General features: G+C 60.2%; 20 protein-coding genes. 14 read left to right on the forward strand and 6 right to left on the reverse strand.

Translation table 11 applies throughout. The features are described from left to right. Positions 1-1086, reverse strand: coding sequence for a 3-dehydroquinate synthase (aroB, locus tag JIN84_RS14590; protein ID WP_200351775.1), 1086 nt, complete (start codon positions 1084-1086; stop codon positions 1-3). An 85-nt stretch (positions 1087-1171) separates the two neighbouring features. Here aroB and JIN84_RS14595 point away from each other — a divergent pair, with 85 nt between their 5' ends. Further along, positions 1172-1525 carry a cupin domain-containing protein gene (locus JIN84_RS14595; RefSeq protein WP_200351776.1) on the forward strand — a complete coding sequence of 118 codons (354 nt, stop codon included), beginning with the start codon at positions 1172-1174 and terminating at the stop codon, positions 1523-1525. Here the strand turns inward: JIN84_RS14595 and JIN84_RS14600 are convergent. From JIN84_RS14600 to JIN84_RS14610, 3 genes are read right to left on the reverse strand one after another with little or no spacing between them, the layout of a single operon-like run. Next, positions 1522-1863, reverse strand: a complete 342-nt coding sequence (locus JIN84_RS14600) for a hypothetical protein (protein WP_200351777.1) — start codon at positions 1861-1863, stop codon at positions 1522-1524. The genes JIN84_RS14595 and JIN84_RS14600 overlap by 4 nt on opposite strands. Position 1864: 1 nt before the next feature. Further along, positions 1865-2200 carry a DUF883 domain-containing protein gene (locus tag JIN84_RS14605; RefSeq protein ID WP_200351778.1) on the reverse strand — a complete coding sequence of 112 codons (336 nt, stop codon included), beginning with the start codon at positions 2198-2200 and terminating at the stop codon, positions 1865-1867. Between the two features lie 25 nt (positions 2201-2225). After that, positions 2226-2414 (reverse strand): hypothetical protein, encoded by a 189-nt coding sequence (locus JIN84_RS14610; RefSeq protein ID WP_200351779.1) that lies wholly within the window; start codon positions 2412-2414, stop codon positions 2226-2228. A gap of 342 nt (positions 2415-2756) precedes the next feature. Between JIN84_RS14610 and JIN84_RS14615 the strand changes: the two genes are divergently transcribed. Further along, positions 2757-3629 (forward strand): TIGR02587 family membrane protein, encoded by an 873-nt coding sequence (locus JIN84_RS14615; RefSeq protein WP_200351780.1) that lies wholly within the window; start codon positions 2757-2759, stop codon positions 3627-3629. Beyond that, on the forward strand, positions 3626-4021 hold the full coding sequence (locus JIN84_RS14620) for a hypothetical protein (protein WP_200351781.1): 396 nt from the start codon (positions 3626-3628) through the stop codon (positions 4019-4021). Before JIN84_RS14615 ends, JIN84_RS14620 begins: the two co-directional genes overlap by 4 nt. Before the next feature lie 4 nt (positions 4022-4025). On the opposite strand, the gene JIN84_RS14625 is transcribed toward JIN84_RS14620, so the two are convergent. Together JIN84_RS14625 and JIN84_RS14630 are read right to left on the reverse strand one after the other, a co-directional pair. After that, on the reverse strand, positions 4026-5183 hold the full coding sequence (locus JIN84_RS14625; RefSeq protein ID WP_200351782.1) for a hypothetical protein: 1158 nt from the start codon (positions 5181-5183) through the stop codon (positions 4026-4028). A 63-nt stretch (positions 5184-5246) separates the two neighbouring features. Beyond that, entirely contained in the window at positions 5247-6206 is a 960-nt protein-coding gene (locus JIN84_RS14630) for a phosphoglycerate dehydrogenase (protein ID WP_200351783.1), read from the reverse strand. Positions 6207-6512: 306 nt separating this feature from the next. Between JIN84_RS14630 and dusB the strand changes: the two genes are divergently transcribed. The 11 genes from dusB (at position 6513) to JIN84_RS14685 (ending at position 24375) form a co-directional block, all read left to right on the forward strand. Then, a complete protein-coding gene (gene dusB, locus JIN84_RS14635; RefSeq protein WP_200351784.1) occupies positions 6513-7511 on the forward strand; it encodes a tRNA dihydrouridine synthase DusB in 999 nt (332 codons plus the stop codon). Between the two features lie 87 nt (positions 7512-7598). Then, the gene (locus JIN84_RS14640; protein WP_200351785.1) at positions 7599-10805 is read left to right on the forward strand and encodes a DUF1553 domain-containing protein; all 3207 of its coding nucleotides are present in this window, start codon (positions 7599-7601) and stop codon (positions 10803-10805) included. Positions 10806-10836: 31 nt separating this feature from the next. Continuing rightward, the gene (locus JIN84_RS14645; protein WP_200351786.1) at positions 10837-11235 is read left to right on the forward strand and encodes a four helix bundle protein; all 399 of its coding nucleotides are present in this window, start codon (positions 10837-10839) and stop codon (positions 11233-11235) included. Positions 11236-11373: 138 nt separating this feature from the next. Continuing rightward, positions 11374-12846, forward strand: coding sequence for a DUF1501 domain-containing protein (locus JIN84_RS14650; RefSeq protein ID WP_200352040.1), 1473 nt, complete (start codon positions 11374-11376; stop codon positions 12844-12846). A gap of 106 nt (positions 12847-12952) precedes the next feature. Further along, positions 12953-13954: a GTP 3',8-cyclase MoaA gene (gene moaA / locus JIN84_RS14655; protein ID WP_200351787.1), complete on the forward strand. Its 1002-nt coding sequence runs from the start codon at positions 12953-12955 to the stop codon at positions 13952-13954. A gap of 329 nt (positions 13955-14283) precedes the next feature. Beyond that, positions 14284-15288 carry a hypothetical protein gene (locus JIN84_RS14660; protein ID WP_200351788.1) on the forward strand — a complete coding sequence of 335 codons (1005 nt, stop codon included), beginning with the start codon at positions 14284-14286 and terminating at the stop codon, positions 15286-15288. Continuing rightward, a complete protein-coding gene (locus JIN84_RS14665) occupies positions 15285-16532 on the forward strand; it encodes a hypothetical protein (protein WP_200351789.1) in 1248 nt (415 codons plus the stop codon). The genes JIN84_RS14660 and JIN84_RS14665 overlap by 4 nt, the downstream gene beginning before the upstream one ends. Before the next feature lie 185 nt (positions 16533-16717). Further along, entirely contained in the window at positions 16718-17746 is a 1029-nt protein-coding gene (locus tag JIN84_RS14670) for a hypothetical protein (RefSeq protein ID WP_200351790.1), read from the forward strand. Continuing rightward, positions 17743-21213 carry a 3-keto-alpha-glucoside-1,2-lyase-like domain-containing protein gene (locus tag JIN84_RS14675; RefSeq protein ID WP_200351791.1) on the forward strand — a complete coding sequence of 1157 codons (3471 nt, stop codon included), beginning with the start codon at positions 17743-17745 and terminating at the stop codon, positions 21211-21213. Before JIN84_RS14670 ends, JIN84_RS14675 begins: the two co-directional genes overlap by 4 nt. 212 nt (positions 21214-21425) lie before the next feature. After that, a complete protein-coding gene (locus tag JIN84_RS14680) occupies positions 21426-22808 on the forward strand; it encodes a 3-keto-disaccharide hydrolase (RefSeq protein WP_200351792.1) in 1383 nt (460 codons plus the stop codon). Between the two features lie 166 nt (positions 22809-22974). Then, a complete protein-coding gene (locus tag JIN84_RS14685) occupies positions 22975-24375 on the forward strand; it encodes a Gfo/Idh/MocA family protein (protein WP_200351793.1) in 1401 nt (466 codons plus the stop codon). Positions 24376-24398 lie beyond the last annotated feature (23 nt).

Below are 24398 nucleotides of genomic sequence, written 5' to 3' on the forward strand. Positions count from 1 at the left end.
TCAGAGGGTTCTCAAATGTTCGATCGCCTGACGGAGATCCCCGGACGTCACGGTGTCGATGACTTTCGCGCTGCCCAGCCCTTCGAGCACGACGAAGCGGATGGCTCCGGAGGAGAATTTCTTGTCGCGTGAGAGTTTTTCCATGACCGTTTCGGTGGAAATTTCGGGAGCGAGAACGAGCGGCAGGTGGAATTTTTCCAAAAGGGAGATGACCTTCGCGCTGTCGGCGGGAGACAGTCCGGCGTGGCGTTCGGAAACAAGCAGGGCGGCCCGGATGCCGAGCGAGATCGCCTCGCCGTGCAGCATCCGGCCGTATGGCACGGAGGCCTCGATGCCATGGCCGATGGTGTGGCCGAAGTTCAGCAACGCGCGGATGTCCCGGGTCTCGTGTTCGTCCGCTTCCACCACGCGGGCCTTGATGGCGATGTTGCGGGCGATGAGATCCGCGGGGACCCCGCGTCCGGACGGATCCAAAGAGGCGAGCTCTTCCAACATTCCGGCGTCCCGGATGGCGGCGTGTTTGATGGCCTCCGCGAAGCCTTCGTGGAACTCGCGATCCGGCAGGGTGCCGAGGGTGTCGGGGTCAACGATGACAAGACGTGGTTGGTGGAAGGCTCCCAGAAGGTTTTTTCCCTCGCCGACATTCACGCCGGTTTTTCCACCCACCGAAGAGTCCACTTGTGCGACGATGGTGGTGGGTACCTGGACGAAGGGGATGCCGCGGTAGAAGATGGAAGCCACGAATCCGGCCAGATCTCCGACGACTCCGCCGCCAAGCGCGACCACGAGCGACTTGCGGTCATGTCCGGCGCGGATCATCTCGCGGCAGAGGGCCTCCACGTGGGTCATCGACTTCGACGCTTCGCCCGACGGCACCAGATGCAACGTGGGTTGCAGGCCCTCGGCGGCAAGCGAGTCCATGAGGCTCGCGGAGTGGAAACCCGCCACCGTTTCATCACTGATGACCGCGACACGTGGGTTGGTGATGCCCGCTTTTTTCAGGGTTTTGCCCGCCTGCGCGAGCAGTCCCGGCTCGACGAGGACATTGTAGGAACGGTTGGAAAGATCAACATGGACGGAAGGCATGGGGCGAGCATGAGACAACGGCGACGCTTGTCCAGCTTCGGAGTCCCGCATTGCTTGTCCGGCGGATAGGTGTTTCGCTCGCGCCATGGAAATCCGCAAGCACGCAGAGCAGACGCCTTTCACGACCAAGGACGGTTCGACGATCCGGAGCCTGCTGGACCTGTCAAATGCTCCCGTCCGTAACCAAAGCCTGGCGGAAGCCACCCTGCTCCCGGGCGCGGAGACGGAACGGCACTATCACCGTCTCAGTGAGGAGTTCTACTACCTGCTGGAAGGGAGGGGCAGGATGGAAATCGACGGCTTGGAAACAGATGTCGAACCTGGTGACGCGATTCTGATCCCGCCCGGGGCATGGCATCAGATCCGCGCCACAGAGGCGATGCGGTTCCTGTGCTGCTGTGCACCGCCTTATGCGCACGGGGATACCTATTTCGCCTAACTTGGATTCAGATTGCCTCCGTCAGGATTGTCGTCCGCCGGTTGGCGGGCGCTTCCCTGGTGCTGTAGGAACTCGCACAACTTGGCGGCACCGAATGCAAGCAAGGTTGGCGGAGCAAGGGCGGTCACGAGCCGGACCTGGGAGACCAGCAAGGAACGCACCGGAAGGCGGTGCAGGAGGTAGCCCGCGGCAACCGAAACGAGCACGGCTTTGCCTGGAGACTGACGGACCAGACTTTCGTAATGCTGGTAACGTTCGCACGCGCCGCGTTTCGCGTCTTCCAGAAGGGCGTTCACGCCTTGTTCCACGGTGGGTGGTTTGAAGGATGGTTGTGTCATATCACCAGAATTTAACGCTGTTATAGAAATGGCCGAGACTGTTGCGGATGGCATCCCCCGCATGTTCGAGCGGCTCCTGGATAAGAGCTTCCTGATAGCTGTGCGATTGTCTGCCGGACATGATCAGCGCCCCTATGGCGATGCCGACACCGACCGCACCGAGGACGATGGGGAGTGGATTCTCGCGGATGCGCTCGCTGGCGCAGGTGGCGAGATGGCTGGCTTCCTTTGCCATGGCATCGCATGCGATGGCGGATTTTTCCCGGATGATTTGTCCGGTATGATCGAGCGTTTCGCGGATTTGTTCGGCAGGGTGGGTGGTGCTTTCGGTAGTCATAAGAGTTATGGTTGGAATGTTGGAATCAATGTTCGGAATCGTTGAAAAAATCTTCTTCCCAGCGGGTGCCGTGACTGGCCAGGTAGTTCGAAGGGTGTTCCGCTCCGAATTTCCGGATGAAACCTTGGACTTCCACGGAGGAGACCCAGTGTTTCGCGCCATGCGCATCGAGGAAGCAGTCCTCACCCGGCCTGTGTTCGTCTGTGAGCCTCATGATCTCGATTTGCTCCGCGATGGTGAGATCCTCATGTGCGGAAGGGCCTTTGGAAGAGTTTGACCGACTTGGGTTCTGCGTTGAATCCGCTGATGTGATTGAGGAGGACATGGGCGTGGTGAGGGGTTCGTGATTATTCCTGATGCAGATCGTATTCCGGAGTGGTGTGGTTCGTAAGTGTCTATATGTGATACTGTTGTATTTTGATGTCGATTGATGCCGTGCAATTCACATCACTCCCATTTCTGAAATGATGCAAAAATCCCGATAATGGAAATCAGGAACGTGAATTTATAATTCTCCTCGCGCTGATATGGAAATGGTGCGACATCATCGCAAGGAATGCTCCGCTTCAGCCATCATCGCGACCCCGCCGAATCGCTCCGCGAGTATGGACGCGGCATCGCCGGAGGCCTGATGTTTTCACTGCCTCTCCTTTATACGATGGAGGTGTGGCAATCCGGATTCATGCTCCATCCGGGACGAATCCTGATCTATGCCGTCACCACTTTCGGACTGCTCCTTTTGTACAACCGTTTTGCCGGGCTGCGGCGGGATGCCTCGTTTATCGAGGTGTTGATCGATTCCGTGGAGGAAATGGGAATCGGGGTGGTCCTGTCCGCCCTGGTGTTATGGCTCACGGGAAGGATCGAGGGAGGGATGGATTTGTTGGAGATTTTCGGAAAGATCGTGATGGAGGGGATGACGGTCGCGATCGGCGTATCGGTGGGGACCGCGCAGTTGGGTGCGCCTTGCGAGGGGGATGAGGGATTTTCCGAGGAGGAGGATGTGAACGGCTTTTTTCCACAACTCGCCCTGGCATTGTGTGGAGCGGTGCTTTTCGCCTCGAATGTGGCGCCAACGGAGGAGATCTCGGTGATCGCCATGGAAAGTCCGCCGGCGAAACTTCTGCTCATCGCCCTGTTCTCGATCCTGATGGGGTCTCTGATCCTTCAATTTTCCGGTTTCCGGGGGGCGAAACTCCATGTCGCGCGGGACACGGCGATGCAGTCGGTCCGGGGCATCGTCTCTACCTACGCCGTGGCATTGGTGGTGTCGGCTGGATCGCTGTGGTTTTTCGGCAAGCTGGATGGCGAGCCTTTTTCCCAAGCGATGGCGCAGGTCGTCGTGCTGGGTTTTCCGGCGACGCTGGGGGCATCCGCCGGACGGTTGCTGCTGCAAGTGGGTGATAGCGCGAAATCCAAAGACTCATGAGAAAATCCACACCAGAGAATCCGACGAAGAACCTGCTGGAGTGGACGGTCTTCGGTATCAGCAGCGGGCTGGTGCTGGTCACTCTCACCCTTCTGACACTCGCCGCTTTCGGGGTGGAGGAAGGACCTGCGGAAATGCGCGCGGAAACGGGAACGCCTGTGAGCAAGGACGGTTGGATACGCATTCCTGTGACGGTGAAAAACAACGGAGAACGCGTCGCCGCAAACGTGGAGGTGAAGGTCTGCCTCGGGCACGGCGAGGGGAAGCGGGAGGCCGGATTCACCATCGACTTCGTGCCGCGTGGCGGCAGCAGGGCGGGAGCGGTTTCCTTCCGTGAAACGGGAGAACCCGCAGTAGTGGAGTGTGAGGTGATCGGCTATGAAGAGCCGTGAATTTTCATATTCTGCGACGGCGGAACGTCATGGCGATCCCCAGGGCTAGCATTGCTCCGCATGACGGTTCGGGGATGGATGCCAGATCGATCATCCATGCCTCGGGTATTCCTTCGGCGTTCAGACCGTTACCGACGATTTTCAGACCATTGGCGCTGATTCCGGTCGCGTCCTCCAGCGTCCAGCCGGCAAAGGCCGCCTGGCCGGCCAAGAATGCGTTGAGATCCCAGACATCTCCGGTCCGGGTGTCCCACAAAGCCGCCAGATCGTTTGAGACTCCCACCGCCCACTGTCCGTCGCTGGTGAGGGCGTAGGTCTGGCTGATGGTGCCTTCCTCAATGGAAAGGGAACTCATCGTCACGAGACCGGCGGCGGTCCAGGCGAAGGCGGTCTGGGATGTCGAAGCTCCGACTGAAAACGCGCCGACGATGGTGGAGCCATCCGCCGAGATGCCCATCGCGTCGCTCCATGAGGCGTCGGGGATTGCGATCGTCCGGGTGCCCTCCGCCTCGCTCCAGACAAACGCGAATTCGCCATCCGTCGCGGACGACGCGCCGACGATGGTGGAACCGTCACCCGAGATGCCGTGCACGTGGCTCATGCCACTTTCTCCACCGGGCAATAGAGGAATGGAGGTGATCCCGTCCGCCGCGGTCCAGCGGAACGCGTTCGGGCCGGAACCCGCGACCACCGAGCCATCGGCGGAAACAACATCCGCCGTTCCATAATTGTTGTCCACCACTCCGGTTTCATACGGAAGCGTCACCAAGCCGCCGGCCTCCGACCAGCGGTAACCGGTGACGGTGCCTGCGGTCAGATCCAGTTCCATCCCGACGACCACCGAGCCATCCGCGGAAACAGCGTGTCCCTGGCTCAGCGGAACGTCCGCTTCGCTGGATTTCGGGATGGGGGTCATGACCCCGTCCTTCCAGCGGTAGGACCATAGGAATTCCCCGATCGCGGAACCACCCACCACCGTCGAACCATCTGCGGAAAGCCCGTATGCCGTGCTGTAGGCATCGGGTTCGGAAAGAAAACCCAACCCTTGGAAGAGTGCTCCCTCCACGGCCATGGTCGTGGCGGCGCAGGCGGTCAACAGCGAGGAAAGGGAGCGCCTGAACGTGAGGGAAACAAATCCATCGGACCGATAGGAAACTGCCATGCCGCACTAACCATAAATCCGATGGATCTGACAAGGATTCTCTCCTTGGGGGAGGGGGATCGCTCAGATCACACCATTCGCGCAATTGCACTCACCCTCGCCCTTCAGCGCGTTGATGAGGTTCGTCAGGGATTTCATTGCCTGGCGTGGCACGCTCTCGAAGGTCCGCGAGCCGACGTGTGGCGTGATGATCACCTTCGGGTGGTGCAGCAGCGGGTGATCCGCCGGAGGGGGTTCCTCGTCGAGGACGTCCGCCGCGTAGCCCGCGAGTTTTCCGGAATCCAGCGCGGCGATGACCGCCGCCTGGTCGATGAGTTCGCCACGACCGGTGTTGATGACCCACGAGCCTTCGGGCATGAGGGCGAGGCGCCCGGCATTCACGCAGTGGAGGGTTTCGGCGTTCAGCTTGGTATGCGGGCTGATGATGTCCACGGAGGAAAACAATGAATCGAGCGAGTCATGGCGCGTGATCTGGAATTCGGAGGCGATGTCCTCCGGCCAGTAGTTTCCATACGCATGCACCTCCATCCCGAAGGCGCGCGCGCGACGTGCCACTTCCTGGCCGATGCGGCCGAGACCGATGAGGCCGATCTTTTTCTCGAAAAGCTCGTTGCCGGTTTTCCGGTCCCAGCGTCCGGCGCGGGTGCCGTCGATGGCATAGGCGAAATTCTTCGCCAGGGCGAGCAGCAGCAGGAACGTGTGCTCGGCGACGGTGTCGTGGTTTACTCCGGGGGTGAAAAGCACGGGGACGTTCAGATCCTTCGTCGCGGGGATGTCGATCTTGTCGAGGCCGATGCCATACTTGGAGATCACCTTCAGGCGCGGCAGGGATTTTTCAATGACCGCGCGGGTGATGCCGTCGTCACCGCAGAGAAAGGCGTCGAAGTCGCCGGCGAGTTCCAGCATGCGGGCTTCGGAAAGCGGGCCGCGCTCGCGGACGATTTCCCAGCCCTGGGATTCCATGAGGGCGTGGTGGGGGCCGGGAGTGTCTTGATAACTGCAGGTCGTGAGGAGGATGCGCATGGGGGAGAGAGAAAAGACTCCGGAAGCAAGAATCAAGATACCTGTTTGGAGAAACGCATGATTTGTGGGAAAATGGTTGTCGTTAGAGAAATGTGAGCCGCGGAATTCACGAAAAGCCCTTGGAAATGGGATTTTTTCATCAATTCCGCATCCGGGTGTCGGGTTATGGTTTGAAATTTCGTATGCATTGATCCGGCGCGCCTGTTCATGGTTTTGGTGGTCTCCTGTCTACCGACAGGAGCGTTGATTTTTCAAAAATGTCATCCTCTCTGGACTTGCCGGGCGGGTAGGTTGTAGCCTTGTCGCGTGCTCCACTGGTTTTCCGACAACAGATTTCCGCTCTACCTCGCCCCGATGGCCGGCGTGACGGATGTGATTTTCCGCCAGATCTGCAAGGAACTGGGAGCGGATGTGATGGTGACGGAGTTCGTCTCCGCCGAGGGCATCATGCAGGCGGACGACCGGACGCGGAAATACACGGAATTCACGGACGGGCAGCGGCCGGTGGGTGTGCAACTGTTCGGCGCGGACGGCGAGCGCATGGGCGAGGCGGCGAGGAAGATCATCGACTGGAAGCGTCCGGACTTCATCGACATCAACTTCGGTTGTCCGGTGAACAAGGTGGTCTCGCGCAATGGCGGATCGTCGTTGCTGAAGGATTGCCCGGTTCTGGCGAGTGTCGCATCCGGCGTTGCCAAGGCGGTGGGCGACCAGGTTCCGGTCACCGCGAAGATGCGGATCGGCTGGGATGAAAATTCGGTGAACGCCGTGGAGGTGGCGAAGATTTTGGAAGACTGCGGCATGCAGGCCATCGCGGTTCACGGCCGCACCCGGGCGCAAGGCTATGGTGGCGAGGCGAACTGGGATGTGATCGACGCCGTGGCGCGTGCGGTGAAGGTGCCGGTGATCGGAAACGGTGACATCCACTGCGGGGCGGACCTGGTGAAGCGCAAAAGCGAAACCGCCGTCTCCGGCGTGATGATCGGCCGTGCGGCGATGCAGAACCCGTGGGTTTTCCGTGAGGCGAAGCATTTTCTCGAAACCGGGGAGGTGCTGCCGGAGGTGGCGGTGGAGGAACGCTGGGCGCTCGTGCTGCGCCATTGCAGGCTGGCGGTGGACAGCGGGCGGAATGGAAACGAGAGGCAGACGCTCACGGCCATGCGGTCACGCCTGATGGCTTATTGTAAGGGATTTCCGGGAGCGAAGGAACTGCGCCAGATGTTGTGCCAGGTGTCTTCCGTGGCACAGGTGGAGGACCTCGCCGCCTGGTCACTCCAGAAACATCTAGTGCTCGCGGAGTTGTGAAGTATTGTTGGCGATGAAAGATTGCGGGTCCCGACCCGTTTTGGGAGACAGGCGATTCCGCCAGATTCCTCATCGTCACCATAACCCATGAATCCTGCTTTCCGTACTTTGCTGCCGATTTTTTCCGGATGTGTCTTGTCCGGCGAGGTCATTGCGGAGGATGCGCCCATTTCATTCAATGAGTCGATCCAACCGATCCTTTCGGAAAATTGTTATCATTGTCACGGCCCGGACTCGGGCACACGCGAGCCGAAGAAAGAGCCGCTCCGGTTGGACCGGGAGAAATTCGCATTTCAGAATCGCGAGGATGGCAAGCCTGTGATCGTGAAGGGGGATGCCGCCGCTTCCCTGCTGGTGCAGCTCATCAAGTCGAAGAATCCGGACGAGGTGATGCCACCTGTGAAATCCCATAACCAACTGACGGCCGAGGAAATCGTGTTGGTGGAGAAATGGGTGCAACAGGGGGCGAAGTATGAGGAGCATTGGTCCTTCATTCCGCCGAAGCGTGCGGAGGTTCCGAAGGTTGCCGCCCCCCAGTTGGTGAACAATCCCATCGATGCGTTCATCCAGGAGAAACTTTCGGAAAAGGCACTGGCTCCCGGTCCGGATGAGGACCCCCGCACGCTCGTCCGCCGGGCCGCGCTGGACCTTACCGGACTTCTGCCGGATGCGGCGGACGTGGAGGCTTTCGTCAAGAATCCGACCAAGGAAGCATATCAGAAGTATCTTGATAAACTTTTCGCGACACCGGCATACGCCGAGCACCGGACCCGCTATTGGTTGGACTACTCGCGCTATGCGGACACACACGGGCTGCATTTCGACAACGTGCGCTCGATCTGGCCGTACCGCGACTATGTCATCCGTTCGTTCGCCTCGAACAAACCCTATGACGCCTTCGTCCGCGAGCAGCTTGCCGGAGACATGATTCCGGCCAGCTCGGCGGATACATGGATCGCCACGGGCTATGTGCGTTGCAACGTTTCGACCAACGAAGGCGGCACCATTCCGGAGGAGGTGCATGCCAACAATACCCGGGATCGCGCCGAGGCGTTCGGCGCGACATTCCTCGGCCTGACGGTGGGATGCGCCGCCTGCCATGATCACAAGTTCGACCCCACGGCCCAGCGGGATTTCTATTCGCTTGCCGCGTTTTTCAACAACACCGCCGAGAAGGCGTGGGATGAGAACATCGCCGACACCCAGCCCGTGCTCCGCGTCCCCGCGGATGACAAGCGCGCGGAGTTCGACGCGGCGATCGTCCGCCGTTCGCAGGCGGCGGCGAATTATGAGAAACGCCGGGCCGCCGCGCCCGTGAATTTCAAAAAATGGCTTTCCGGCGGACACAAGCCATCGGTTGTTTCTCCGACGGACCTGCAACTCCGTCTGAAGCTGGACGAAGGGAAGGGAGACGTTGTGAAAAACTCCGCTCCCGGGGCGAAGACGCCGGACTACAAGGCGGACACGAACCCCCTCGTCTGGGGCGAGCAGGTGTGGCTCTGGCCGTCCGCGAGGATGGAGATCGCCACGAATCTCGTGATGCCGGATCAGGGAGACTTCGAGTCGGACGAATCGTTCTCCGCGTCCATGTGGATCAATCTCCGGATGAAGACGAGCAACGCCACCACCGGCAACGGTCCGCTTCTCGCCCGCATGGGTGACGCATCCATGGAAAACCATCGCGGCTGGGATTTTTTCATCGATGGTGACAAGCTCGTGGTGCACATCATTTCCAAGTGGCCGGACCAGGCCATCCGCGCCGACACGCCGGGTATTCCGCGCGGCGAGTGGGTGCACGTGGGATTCAGCTATGACGGCTCCGCCAAGGGGGAAGGCGTGAAATTCTACGTGAATGGACAAGAGCGCCCGACGAGCACTCCGACGAACACCCTCAAGCCCGGGCTGACCATCAGGAACAAGCTGCCGCTGCAACTCGGCGTGCGGGCCGGTGGCGAGCGCATGCGCGAAACGGCCTATCAGGACGTGCGCCTCTATCATCGCAAGCTCGATGCCGCGGAGTTCGCCCGCCTGCCTTATGAGGATCTCAGCGCCGAAATCCTCGCCGCCTCACCAGATCCTCAGAAATGGACGGCCCGCCAGCGGTTCGTCGCCCTCGATCAGTATTTCCTGCCATCCGCCGATCCGGAGGCCGCCCGTTTCAAAAAGGAAATGGAGGCCGCCGACGCCGACATCGAGCGCCTTGGCAAGGATGGCATGGCCACCCTCATCACGCGCGAGCGTGAGACTCCGGCAACCGCGTGGGTGTTGGATCGCGGGGTTTACTCGGCGCGGAAGGAAATGGTCGTACCCGCCACGCCGGATTTCCTGCCTCTGCCGAACCAATCCTCGAACCGGCTCGAACTCGCGGAATGGTTGTTCAAGCCCGAGAATCCGCTCTTCGCCCGCGTCACCGTGAATCGTATCTGGCAGGAGGTCTTCGGCACCGGCCTCGTGGAGACTCCGGACGACTTCGGCATCATGGGCGCGCGCCCTTCCAATGAAAAATTGCTGGACTGGCTTGCCGTCGAATTCCGCGAGTCCGGCTGGAATGTAAGGCATATGTACGAGCTGCTGCTCACCTCGCACGCCTACCGGCAGAGCAGCCAGGTGACACCGGAGGCGCTCGCCGCGGATCAGGGCAACCGTCTGCTCTCCCGTGGTCCGCGTTTCCGGATGGATGCCGAGGTGCTGCGTGACACCGCCCTTCAGGCATCCGGCCTGCTTGCGACGAAGGTCGGCGGACCGCCGGTGAAGTCCTACCAACCCGAAGGTCTGTGGGAGGCCGTCTCCATGCCCGAGTCGAACACGCTGCACTACAAGCAGGATTCCGGCGAGGCGCTCTACCGCCGGTCCATGTATTCCTTCTGGAAACGGTTCGCTCCGCCGCCGTCGCTGGAGACCTTCGACGCCACCGCCCGCGAGGTGGTTTGTTCCCGCCGTGCGAGGACCAACACACCGTTGCAAGCGCTGGTCAGCATGAATGATCCGCAGTTCTTCGAAGCGGCCCGCAAGCTCGCGGAGCGCGCGATCCAGAATTCCAGCCAACCGGCGGAACGCTTCAATTATCTCTCGGAAACCCTGATGGCCCGTCCGCTTGCCCAGAAGGAGGTGAACCAACTCACCAAGCAACTGGAGGCTTTCTCCAAGCACTACCGCGAGAACGCCCAGGACGCGAAGGACGTCCTCACCACCGGTGAAGCTCCGGCGAACCCCTCGCTCGACCCCATCGAAGTCGCCACCTGGGCGATGATGTGCAACCAGTTCCTCAACCTCGACGAAACCCTGACGAAATGATCTATGAGGGATGATGGATGATCAAAGATCTATGAGTGAAGAAGTAGAGAAAGAGAGAAAGCGTGAATCTCTGGAAGAACGTTTGCTCGAATATGCCGCCGCTTGTATCCGCAGCGCCGAAAGGCTTCCGGGAAGCACTGCAGGTAGGCATGTTTGCGGACAGTTGATCCGCGCGGGGACGGCTCCCATGGCTCATCACGGCGAGGCCCAAGGTGGCGAATCTGCTGATGATTTCATTCATAATATGTCCATCGCGCTTAAAGAACTTCGGGAGTCCGAACGTTGGTTACAATTGATTGTCCGCGTGCCGATGCTGGAAGATGTCGGACCATTGACAAAAATCCTCAAGGAATCAGACGAGCTTCAAAGGACTTTTTATGCTTCCATCCAGACCGCCCGTCTTAAATCCAAACGCCGTCCACCTCTCTGATCGTGTTTTTTTCATGGCTCTCTTTTTCTTCAATTCGTCGATCATTGATCATCCATCATCTCTCATAGATCACTTTATCTTATGAAAACTCCCTCTATCCAACTCTGCTCCGATCACGGTGGCGAAGGTCCGAGCGTAATGGATCTTCCGATTCCGCCCGAGCTCAAGGCCGAGTGGCACGCGCTTGCCTCACGGCGGCAGTTTTTGTCCCGGGCTGGGAAATCGCTGGCGTGGGCCAGTGTCGCAGGGCTTTTCGCGAAGAACGGGAACTCGCTCCAGGCTGCGGAAATGCAGGCGGCGCTGCTTCCGCATTTCGCACCGAAGGCGAAACGGGCGATCTATCTTTTCATGGCCGGCGCGCCGTCCCAGATCGAGACATGGGACTACAAGCCGAACCTTTCCGCTCATTTCGACAAGGATCTGCCGGAGTCGGTCAGGGGTGGCCAGCAGCTCACGGGGATGACCGCGTCGCAGACGCGGTTCCCGGTGGCTCCTTCCATTTTCAAATTCCAGCAGCACGGGAAAGCGGGCCACTGGGTGAGCGAGCTTTTCCCACATCTCGCGAAGGTGTCGGACGACTTCGCCGTGATGAAGTCCCTCCATACGGATGCGATCAACCACGAGCCCGCCATCCTGCTGGCGAACTCGGGAAACATGAATCCGGGCAAGCCTTCGATCGGGTCGTGGATTTCCTACGGCCTCGGTTCGATGAACGACGATCTGCCGAGCTTCGTCGTGCTCACTTCCAAGCTGGCGACGACGAACAACATCCAGGCGCTTTCATCGCGCCTGTGGTCGGCGGGATTCCTTTCTCCGGATCACGCGGGTGTCGCCTTGCGTTCGGGGGGAAACCCGGTGATCCATTTGTCCAATCCCAAGGGCGTCCCTCCGGCGATCCGGCGGGCGATGATCGACGGCGTGGCCGACATGAACCGCCAGCTCTACGAACGCATCGGCGATCCCGAGACGAACGCGCGCATCGCCCAGTATGAAATGGCGTTCCGCATGCAGACCTCCGTGCCGGAGCTGACGGATCTTTCCAACGAACCCCAGTCCATCTGGGACATGTACGGACCAAAGGCGAAGGAGCCGGGCACCTATGCCTACAACTGCCTGATGGCCCGCCGTCTGGCCGAGCGGGGGGTGCGCTTCACCCAGATCTTCCATCGCGGTTGGGACAATCACACGAACCTGCCGACAAACATCAAAACCCTCTCGGAAGACATCGACCAACCCACCGCCGCGCTCATGGCGGACCTGAAGCAGCGCGGCCTCCTGGACGACACGCTCGTGGTATGGGGAGGGGAGTTCGGTCGCACGGTTTATTCCCAAGGCGGGCTCACGGCGGACAATTACGGGCGTGACCATCACCCGCGCTGCTTCTCGATGTGGATGGCGGGTGGCGGGGCGAAAGCCGGGGCGGTCTATGGCGAGACCGATGATTTCTCGTATAACATCGTCAAGGATCCGATGCACATCCGGGATCTGAACGCGACGATCCTCCATCTTCTCGGCGTGGACCACGAACGCCTTAGTTTCAAGTTCCAGGGACTGGACCAGAAACTGACAGGGGTCGAACCCGCGCGGGTGGTGAGGGAGGTGCTCGCCTAGCCTGGAATGGGATTGATGGGAGTCATGAAAACAACTCCTTCCTGTTTTTCCGGAAATCCCATTGTTCCCATTGCGGAGGGAAGGCGGCGTGTCCATCTTTCCCGCGATGGAACTGCCAACCGATCTACTGGGCCGAGGCTTGCGCGACCTGCGCATTTCGGTGACGGATCGTTGTAATTTCCGCTGCCGCTACTGCATGCCGGTGGAGGTCTTCGGACCGGGATACGCGTTCATGCCGCGTGAGGAACTGCTGACGTTCGAGGAGATCATCACCCTCGTGCGGGCACTCGTTCCCCTGGGCATCGGGAAAATACGGCTGACAGGGGGAGAGCCCCTGATGCGGCGGGGGCTGGAGGATCTTGTCGCCATGCTTGCGACGGTCGAGGGAGTGAGGGACATCGCCATCACCACGAACGGGGTGCTTCTGGCCCACCATGCGGAGGCGCTGGCACTCGCGGGTTTGAACCGGGTGACGGTGAGTCTGGATGCGCTGGATCCTGTGATTTTCGCAAAAATGAATGGCGTCGGAGCGAAGGTGGAGCGCGTGCTCGCGGGAATTTCCTCCGCCCGGGCCTTCGGCCTGCCCGTGAAGGTGAATGCGGTGATCCAGCGGGGCGTGAACGAAGGGGAGATCCTGCCGCTCGCCCGTTGGGCGAAATCGACCGGAGTGGATCTGCGTTATATCGAGTATATGGACGTGGGGGAATCCAACCGTTGGAAACTCGATGAGGTGGTCTCCGGGGATGAAATTCTATCGATTCTCGCAACCGAATTTCCCTTGGTGCCGCGTGATCCCGCGTATCGGGGCGAGGTGGCCGCGCACTGGAAACATGCTGGTGGAGCGGGAGAAGTCGGGTTGATCCGGTCGGTTACCAAACCGTTCTGCCGTGATTGCCAGCGGCTGCGGTTGTCGGCGGACGGGAAAATCTTCACCTGCCTTTTCGCCGCGGACGGACATGACCTGCGCGGTATCCTGCGAAGCGGGATGAACGGGGATGTCTTGCGGGAAGCCGTGCGTTCGGTTTGGCAGGTGCGCTCGGATCGTTATTCGGAAGAGCGTGGGCGTGTATCGCGGCCCAAGGCGGAGATGAGCTATTTGGGAGGCTGATGGCAGACGATGTAAAAGGGGTTCGCGCGGCATTCACTGATTTTCAGTTTGTTGGGTTGTGAAATCTTGTTGACGTTTTTGCCTCCCTTTTCCTATTAGGAATCATGTTCAAGAGGGGGCTTGTCATATTCTGTGGAGCGGCACTGGTGGGAGGATTCATCGGTTGGAGATCCGTGGAAAAAATCTCTTCGACTCCAGCCGCACCCGGCAGACCAACCGAGGGGCGAGACGCTTCTTCGCTCCGTTGGAAGGAAGACGATTTTTTCAAGTCGGTCCATGATCGTGCAGCCAAAGGTAGGAAGGCCGGCGGTACCCCGATTTCCGGCAAATTGGCCGAGTGGACGAATGAGGAAATCAGGGAAGCCCTCAATGAGAGCTTGTCGAACCCGGACATCATGCTGGCCGCCGGGGCCGGAAAAGGCTTGAATAACTTCCTTTTCGCCGAATGGATGCGTCGGGATCTCGCCGCCGCCATCGCCTGGTTCGAAAAGCTCGATTCCCCCAGCCTGCAAGGCAGCCTGGGCCTCAGACTTTGCGATTATTGGCCGGCCGATAAGCCGGAGGAGGGGCTTGCATTCATCCTTTCCCACCGCAGATTGATCGGCAATTATGATCAAATCCTCGTTCTCACACTAAGCCGGCGTGCGCAACAGGGAGCGGCGGCGGTGGAAGCGCTGCTGAAAAGCATGAGAGAGGAAAAAATCGATTTCAAACTCCGCCGGCCCATTGATTTTCCGAAAGGTTTCGATTTTCGGTCGTTGGCGGGCAGTGAGGAATTCAAGGCGCTCGGTCCTCGTGAAGGGGGGACGATGTTCCTGCGAGGATGGAGTAGCCAAGACAAGGACGGGCTGTTCGACTGGCTGCTGGAAAACCATGGGGTGGCGTCGATCACATCCAATATTGTGATCCCCGCGCCGGGTGAGGAAGAAACGGAACACATGAGGTGGCTTGGCGGTAGAATCGACGCGCTTGATCCGGCGGAGCGTGCCGAATATGTGAGACTGAACCGCCGGAGGTGGTTGAGTCCGTCCAGCGGTATCAGTGACTTTGCTGAGGGAATTACGGATCCCGCCACCTTGGACGAACTCCTCGTGCTTGGCGTGCAGAGCATCCGTGCGGGGAATTCGGTGGAGGTGATGCGGCTGCTGGAAGGTGTGGATGATCCGGGCAAGCGGATCGATCTGTTGGAAAACACTCCGATGATGTCGGAGGAGGACAGCAGGTATGCCACGCCTCGTTTCAATCTGGTGGATGAGGATCAGCTCCTCAAGAAGCTCACCGAGTGGGGTGCTCCGCAGGGTCGCAGTGAGAACATTATCAACCGTTTCAAATGATGAAATCTTATCTGCCTCTGTTCGGCCTGCTTCTGGCCGGTATTCTAACAGGAGTCTTCGGCGGAAGATTCGTCGCGGATCATGCCGGGGCCCGCCCGTCGATGGATCATGGCTCCGCGGGCGGTTCCGCAACACTTGACGGGCGTCCCGCACGCAAGGTTTTGACCCCTGCGGCGGATGCGCATGACATCAAATCGCTTTTACGCTGGTGGATATTGGAAGAATCCGGCGGATCGGAGGAATCCATGCAGTTGGGGCGGATGGATGGCGCGGAGATCCGCAGTCTGATGGGGAATTTGGTCCGCTCGATGAGCGAGGAGGGATGGGAGGAAATCGATTCCCTGCTGTCCAAGGCTGCTGATGAGCTTTTCCGCCGGGAGGGGGAAAACGCCCTGCGATGGGCGGATGCGCTTGATGTGGCGGGCGGACGGGAGACGATCCTTCATTCCCTGATCGGCAGTGCTGCCAGAAATGATCCCGCGCTCGCGAAATCGTGGTATGATCACTACCGGTTGGAATTTGCGAAAAGCAGCAGCAGCTCCATCCTCGCCGCCGCGATCCGGGGAGCAACCGCCCGTGGGGTGGAGGATATGATCGAACTGAAAAAGATTTTTGGAAACGATCTGCTATTCGGCATGCCGATCGGCCCGCTGCCGGACGATTTCGACTACCGGCTTTTCATCAATAACTTCTCCGCAGGAGAGCCGGATTCCCGGACGACAGTGCAATACTGGGCCGCGAAGGATCCGGAGGCCGCATGGGCGGGTGTGCGGGAGCTTGCCCAGACCGAAGGGCAACAGGCCGCGATGTATATGGGAGCCCTTTTCGCGGGAAAAGCAGTCGGAGGAAAGGAAAAGGAGGCGATCCGCTGGCTGCTCCCCAAGCTGGCTGAATTTTCGCAGGATGACCGGAACAGGGCTCTGGATGATCTCTTCAACGACAGTTGGGGACCCCGCATGGCGATTGCGGAAGTGATGGCGGAGCTGCCCGGTGACGAAGACAGGATAGTGGTCGCGCTGGGAGTGATCAATCCGAATGGAGCCAGTCCGTGGGCGCTTGAAGCCCTTCGCTCCATCGGTTCTCCGGCTGGCCAGGTCTCGACTCTTCTCAGATCCGTGTCACGCCACGCCGGAGATGTTTCCTCCCAAGAGATCAGGTTTTATACGAATCTCATGGATGAGCTGAGGCTTCCTCGCGAGGACCGGGAGAAGATCGATGCGGAATTGTGGAAGAGAGGAAGATGATCGGAGTCGAGGGTGTATCGCATTCCTGTGGAGGAATCCACGAAACCGTGCCGCCCACCTGTCGGGTTTGATGACGTTTTTCCGTTTCTCCTTTCAAAACCCCATGAAACTTCCTGTGTTCTCGGTAGTTATCGGGAACTTGTCCCGCTTTGCCGGAGGTCTCGCAGTGTGAATTCACCTGAACAATGAAAAAAAGCCCGATGGTTCACAGACTTTGTCTGCTCGCATTGCCGGCGCTCGTCGCGGGCGACGCGCATGCGGCGACCCGCGGCCGCGAGCCGTGGGCGTTCCGGATGATTCTGGAAAACAAGACACGCATGCTGGTGCTCGCGCTGCGATCCGACCTTTGGGCGTCTTACAACCCGGCGAACGGGACGTTGCACAAGGTTTGGAACGGAGGCGTCCAGTTCCAAGGCAAGGTGTGGGATTTCAGCCAGAAGAACTCGGTCACGCTCGGCACGACCTACCACCAGTTGGAGGACGCGTTTGTTTTCCGAAATCTGGATGAAACGGTGATTCCGGCAGGGTGGACGTCTTCCGGTGTCACCACGGGCGGCCAGTGGTCGTTCGGAAGCAGCTCCGCCGTCCTGACGTCGCCCGCACTGGACCTCACGAAATATGGGAACGTGATGCTCAACTATTTCACTCCCGGCTCCGGCGGCGTCCTGCGCGTGCAGGTTTCCAACAACAACGGAGCCACCTGGGACGCCCAATACTGGGATTCACTTTCCTCGCCTCCGGAGGACGGGAACCAGAAGCAGCTTGCCGTGAACGGCAGCCAGGTCCGTCTGCGGTTCATTCCCACGACCGGCGCATCCACCGGTCTGCAGAACGTTTCCTTGTTCGGGGATTACCAGGCATGGTCCGCGCGGCAGGACGGTTCGCCGGTCAACGCCCGGGTGGATTGGCGCGGCTACCAATTGGTGAACCAGACGGACGGGATCGTCATCAAATATGACATCGTCCTCCCGGGGGATGTCCGTGTGGCCGTCCACGAGGCGCCGGAAGCGCTCGCGGGTGCGGCGATGACCCGGAAATTCACGGTAAGCGGACTGCCCGCAGGGGCGGTGCTTTCGTTGGAACTCGACGGCACCGGCTACAACGCCGCCCGCACGCTTTCCGGAGCGGGAGCCCTGCGCACGGCGGGAGGGGACACCTTCCTCGATTTCACATCAAACGGCGAATGCACGTTGAACACGACCTGGACCCCATGAGACGATTTTTTTCAGTTGTCGCGGCTGTTTTGCTGGCAGGCCTCGCCCACGCCCAAGGTCCGGCGATGAAACCCGGCGTGACGGTCTGGGTCTATGAACTGGGCCAGTCGCTGCGTGAGATCCCCGTGCTGGTGGATGGCCAGACACCGAACGCCGCGGAGGACTATCCGGCGGTGGACTTCACCGGAAGCTGGCCCACCGGCTACGGTGCGCCGGTTTCGCAATACTATCTGGGCCACGTGTGGGGAAAACTCGTCGTGCCGGTGAGCGGGACTTATGAATTCCGCCTCACCAGCGATGACGGCGCGAAATTTTTCGTCGGAGAGAGCGCCACGCTGGTGATCGACAACGACCAGCCGGATCTCCATTCCAGCCAGGCGACGCTGAGCCTGCTCGCGGGGAGTTATCCGTTCTACCTGGATTTCTATCAGAATACCGGTGGCTCCCGTTTGTTGCTGGAGTGGAAACCGCCGGGAGCGTCGGAGTTCGTCAAGATGCCCTCCAGTGCTTTCGAGACGGAAGACGGCCAGATCCACGTGACTTCCCCAGGCACCAAGAATTTCTATTATGAGGACGGCGAGGGGGGGACCGCCGGGGGACCGGGAGACGGTCGTCCGCTCACGGGCGTGCACCCCGGGTTCAAGCTGGTGAATTTCCGCCCCGCCGGGTTCCAGCCGCGCGTGGGTGGGATGGACTTCCTGCCGGACGGGCGGCTCGCGATCTGTACATGGGATACGGTGGGGGCGGTCTATCTGTTGGGAAATCTCAACGGGCCCGGTGCCGTGACGGTGAAAAGATTCGCAGAAGGTCTTGGTGAGCCGCTTGGGCTCAAGGTGGTGAACGGGAGCATCTATGTCACCCAGAAGCAGGAAGTCACCCGGTTGGTCGATCTCGATGGGGACGACATGGCCGACGAATACGTCGCGGTGGCCCATGGTTGGCCCGCGTCGTTCAATTACCACGAGTTCGCCTTCAACCTCGTCCACAAGGACGGTTACTTCTGGGTCACCACCTCCACTCCGTTGAAGGGTGGGGACACCGCCTACCTGCCGGGTTCCCAGCCTGCCTATCCGGTGCCGAACGGTCCCGGATCATTGCTGAGGATCAATGAGGCCACGCGTACCTGGCAGATCATGGCCAGCGGCCTGCGCACGCCGAACGGACTGGGCATCGGGATGGATGGCGAGTTGTTCGGCGGTGACAACCAGGGGGATTGGCTGCCGTCCTCGCGGATCAACCACATCAGGCCCGGCGAGTTCTACGGTCACCAGGTGAATCCCGCGGGCACCACCGCCGCGAAGGCCCCGGCTCTCTGGCTGCCACACGGCGAGATTTCCAACTCGCCCGCCCAACCGGTCATTATTCCGAGTGGTGCGTATGCCGGACAAATGCTTTTCGCGGAACTCACCCATGGCGGCATCAACCGTGTCTTCATGGAAAAGATCAACGGAGAATACCAGGGCGTGGTCTTCCAATTCACCCAAGGTCTGGAGACCGGAATGAACCGCCTCGTCTGGGGACCGGACGGCTCGCTCTATGCCGGAGGACTCGGCGCGGGCGGGAACTGGAACTGGAACAACAAGACCTTCGGCCTGCAGAAGCTCCAGCCGAACGGACTCACCACCTTCGAGATCCAGAGCATCCGCGCGCGGGCGGACGGCTTCATCGTGGAATTCACCCAGCCGGTGCCGTATGCGATCGCCTCGCAGGCCGCCAACTACCAGGTCCAGCAGTATGGATACACTCCGACGATCAGCTATGGCGGACCGAAAGTCGGCACCGTCACCCGCAGCGTCACCGACATCGGCGTGTCGCAGGACCGCCGGAAGGTTTTCCTGAAAATCCCGTCTTTGGAGAATGGCAAGGTCGCCTACTTCCGGATCCGGAATTTCAAGAACGACAACAACGTCTCGCCCTGGGCCACCGAGGCCTGGTACACGCTCAACCAACGGCCCGCCGCCGCAGGACCGGATTTCGTCCCGCTCAATCCTCCGACCGAGCCAACCTCTCCGGTCGCACCGGTGCAGACGATCGTTTACGAAGCGGAGGATGCCACCCGGGTGGGAGTCCGGGTCGGTACGGACAACCTTGGTTTCACCGGGACGGGTTTCGCGGATTATGTGGCGAACAGCGGGGAATATGTCGAATGGACGGTGAACGCGGCCCACGCGGGAGCGCATACGATCTCCTTCCGCTATGCCAACAACGGAACCGGCAACCGGCCTCTCGAAATCCAGACGAACGGCCAGGCGGGGTCCAGGGTGACGCTGCCTTTCAGCCTCACGGGCGGCTGGACCAACTACGTCATGACCCCGCCGCTGGCGGTGACGCTCAACAAGGGCATCAACACCATCCGTGCGACTTCCACCGGGTCGAGTGGTGCGAATGTCGATCACCTCGCGCTCAGCGGTCCTCCCGCGCCGCCGACGAATGCCTGGGTGCTTTTCGACGGCACCACCGCCACCCGCGACGCCCAGTGGAGACGCGATGCGGACGGCACCTCGCCCAACTGGCCGGTGACGAACGGCGCGATGGCGGTGGACTCCGACTCGCTGCCCAACGACATCTCCACCGTGCAACGGTTCAAGGATTTCCGATTGCATGCGGAATGGCTGTCACCCGCCGGAGGAACTGGCCAGGAGGCGGGCAACTCCGGCATCAAGCTCCAGCGGAGTTATGAAATCCAGATTCTCAACACACCCGCAGGAGCCACCTTGGCAAACAACGACGCCGGAGCCCTCTACCTCCAGCGTCCTGCCTCGCAGAACGCGAGCCTCGGTGCCGGGGCCTGGCAAGGGTATGACATCTGGTTCACCGCCGCCCGCTGGAGCGGAGACACCAAGGTGAGCAACGCCCGCGCCACGGTCAGGTGGAACGGCATGCTGGTACACGATGATGTGGAGATTCCCGACAGCACCGGTGCCTCCGCCGCCGAGTCTTCCGGGCTGCATGCCCTCCTGCTCCAGGCGCACTCCTCCGCCGCGATCGGCCGGGTGCAGTTCAGGAACATCTGGGTCATGCCCGCGGACACTTTCGATCAACAGTGGGACGCCTGGCGGACCGACAACGGCATCATCGCGACCGAACCGGACGCGGACAGCGACAACGACGGCATCAGCAACCGTTGGGAATATGCGATGGGTTCGGACCCGAAAACCGCCGGAAGAAAGAAAGGCGCGCATTCGTTGGTTCCGCAGATGGAGATCGTCGAACAGGAGGACGTGCGCTATCTTCAGTTCACCTACCTGCGCCGCATCGACAGCGCCGCGCGGGGCCTCCGGTTCAGCGTGGAGACATCATCGACCCTCGGTGCCGGAAGCTGGACCGCCCGGTCGGCCTCCGAGGTCGCTCCTCCTGTCGCCACCGGGGACGGCATCACTGAAATGTGCACCATCCGCACCGACGTTCCGATCGCCGGGGACGCCACAAGCCTGTTCTGCAGGTTGGGGGTCGAAATGCTCAAATGAGGGGTTTTCATGATTTCGCCACCTCGCTTCAGACACATGGCCAGCGCGACCTTGACAGGGCGGGAGCCGGAAAACAGTTTCCAACTTACAGAAGACCCGCCCCGGAAGATGGCTTCCTGGGATCCGGAGATGTCCCCTTTTAGTGTTAGATCCGCAAGAATCGTCCGCAGCTTCCGTATCCACACTCCAGTCTTTTTTTAATGACAAAACCTATGAACCGTTTCCTCACACCACTCGTTTTCATCGCCACCTTCGGCAGCGCGTTCGCCGCCGACAACTGGACGAATCTTTTCAACGGCAAGGACATCGAAGGCTGGGTCCAGCGCGGTGGAAAGGCGAAGTACACCATCGAGGACGGGAGCATCGTCGGCACCTCCACCATGGACACGCCGAACTCCTTCCTCTGCACCGGACGGGATTACGGCGATTTCATTCTGGAATATGAATTCAAGGTCGATCCAAGGCTGAACTCCGGCGTGCAGATCCGCAGCAACAGCTACCCCACCGCAACCGAACTCGAGTGGCAGGGGAAGAAATACAAGACCGGCGCGAACGTCGTCCACGGCCTGCAGATCGAGATCGACCCGAATCCGAAACAAAACCGCTGGTGGGCCGCGGGCATCTATGAAGAAGGGCGCCGTGGCTGGCTCTATCCCGGCATCCTCGGCGGAAATGGCAAGGAATTCACCGACCAGGGCAGGAAGATTTTCAAACAGGAGGATTGGAACAAGGTGCGGGTGGAAGCCATCGGCGACTCCATCAAGACGACGTTGAACGGCACGCCTTGTGCGGAGATCAAGGACTCGGTGACGCCGTCCGGTTTCATCGCGTTGCAGGTCCACGGCATCGGCAAGGAGAAGGAAAAGGACGGCACCCAGGTGCGCTGGCGGAATCTCAGAATCCAGGAGGTCGAGGACAAGACCGTCAACACCCTCACGGATGAGGAGAAATCCGCGGGCTGGAAATTGTTGTGGGACGGCAAGACCAGCGATGGCTGGCGCAGCGCCAAGGGACCGGATTTCCCCAAGGCCGGCTGGAAAATGGATAACGGCATCCTGACCATCAACGAAACCGGCGGTGCCGAATCCGCCGCGGCGGGTGACATCATCACCAAGGACAAGTATTCCGAGTTCGAGCTGAGCGTGGATTTCAAGATCACCGCCGGTGCGAACAGCGGGATCAAGACGTTTGTGGATCCCTCCATCAACAAGGGAGAGGGTTCCGCCATCGGGCCGGAATTCCAGATCCTTGATGACGCCCGCCACCCGGACGCCAAGCTCGGCCGCGACGGCAACCGCACCATCGGCTCGCTCTACGACATGAAGACCGCGCCCGCCGACAAGAAGGTCAATCCCGTGGGCCAGTGGAACAACGCCCGCATCCTCGCCAAGGGCAAACAGCTCACCTATTGGCTCAACGGTGTGAAGACCATCGACATCGAGCGCGGTGGCAAGGAATGGCGCGATCTCGTCGCCATCAGCAAATACAAGGTGTGGCCGAACTTCGGCGAGCTTCCGGAAGGCCACATCCTGCTCCAGGATCATGGAAACCAGGTGTTCTACAAGAACATCAAGATCCGTGATCTTTCGAAATAATCATCGATTCGAAAGGAACCACGGAATACTCGGAATACACGGAAGTGGGGAGGAAGATCCGGATCAGGATCCGTGAGTTCTGATCTCCCTCTTTTCATTCGTGTGCCGGTATGTTTCGTGGCTGCCGGCTTCGTTGTTGAATCATATTTACATAACTCTTTTTACCATGTATACCCGTCGTCATTTTCTTCAAACCACGTTCGGCGCAAGTGCCGGGCTGATCGCCGTCCCCGGCATTTTTTCCGGCTCTCTCTTCGCGCAGGATTCTCCGAACAAGCGGATCCAGGTCGCGCAGATCGGCTGTGGCCGCATGGGGCTGGCGGACATGGAATCGATCCTGTCTGAGAAGCTCGCCCGCGTCGTCGCGGTTTGTGATCTTGATCCGAAACGCGCCGCCGAGGGCAAGCGCCGCATCGAGGGAAAATACAAGAAGGACGGCGAGTCCTCCGTTTCGGTGAAGGTTTATTCCGACTACCGCGAGTTGTTGGCGGATCCCACCATCGACGCCGTGGTCGTCAGCCTGCCGGACCACTGGCATGGCCTGGCCGCTTCCGCCGCGGCCATCGCAGGAAAACACATCTATTGCCAGAAGCCGCTCACCTATAACATCCAGGAGTCCATCGCCCTCCGCACCGCCGTCCGGGCGAAGAAAGTGATCCTCCAGACGGGTTCCCAGCAACGTTCGGAGAATCCCTTCACCGCGTTCCGCGCCGCCATTGAATCGGTCTGGAACGGCCGTGTCGGCAAGCTGAAGTCCATCCAGATCGGCGTGGGGCTGGACAAGGCGAGCGGCAGGAAACCGCAGGCCATGCCGATCCCTGCGGGATTCGATTTCGATACCTGGCTGGGCTCCGCGCCGCAGCAGGATTACATGGAAGGCCGCGTTCATCCGCAGGACAGCTTCGGCGGTCGTCCCGGCTGGATCACCACCGAGGATTTCGGCCTCGGCATGATCACGAACTGGGGGGCACACCACCTCGACATCGCCCACCTCGTCATGGGCCAGCAGCTCGGCGGCCCGAGCACGGTCGAAGCCAAGGCGGGATTCATGAAGGATGACCAATGGACCGTGCACGACACCTACCACATCGAGATGCTCTATCCGGACGACGTGAAGGTGGTGTTGGATAACAAATTTGAAAACGGTCTTAAAATCGAAGGCGAGGAAGGCTGGATCTTCTGCACCCGTGGCGCGGTGAAAGTCACCGCCAGCGATGGGAACGGTTCCAAGGATGATGGAAAAAGCGCCCTGCGTGCCAGCGATCCGAAACTCATCAGTCCGCTCGGTGCCGATGCCAAACGTCTCGCGCCCAGCAGCAATCAATACCGGAACTGGCTGGAGGCGATTGTCGCGAACAAGGATCCGATCGCCCCGGTGGATGAAGCGGCCCGCAGCGTGCAGGCGTGTTGCGCCGGCTGGATCAGCATGAAACTCGGTCGCAAGGTGACATGGGATGTGAAGACCGAGTCCTTCGGCAACGATGCGGAAGCCAACGCGTTTTGCAGCCGCAAGGCCCGCAAGGCCGAATTCGACATCGCCGCTCTTCTGAAATCGGGTGGGATCTGACGGACGCGATCGACGACAGGCGA

Origin of the sequence: Luteolibacter yonseiensis, assembly GCF_016595465.1 — a bacterium.
Lineage (GTDB): Bacteria > Verrucomicrobiota > Verrucomicrobiia > Verrucomicrobiales > Akkermansiaceae > Luteolibacter > Luteolibacter yonseiensis.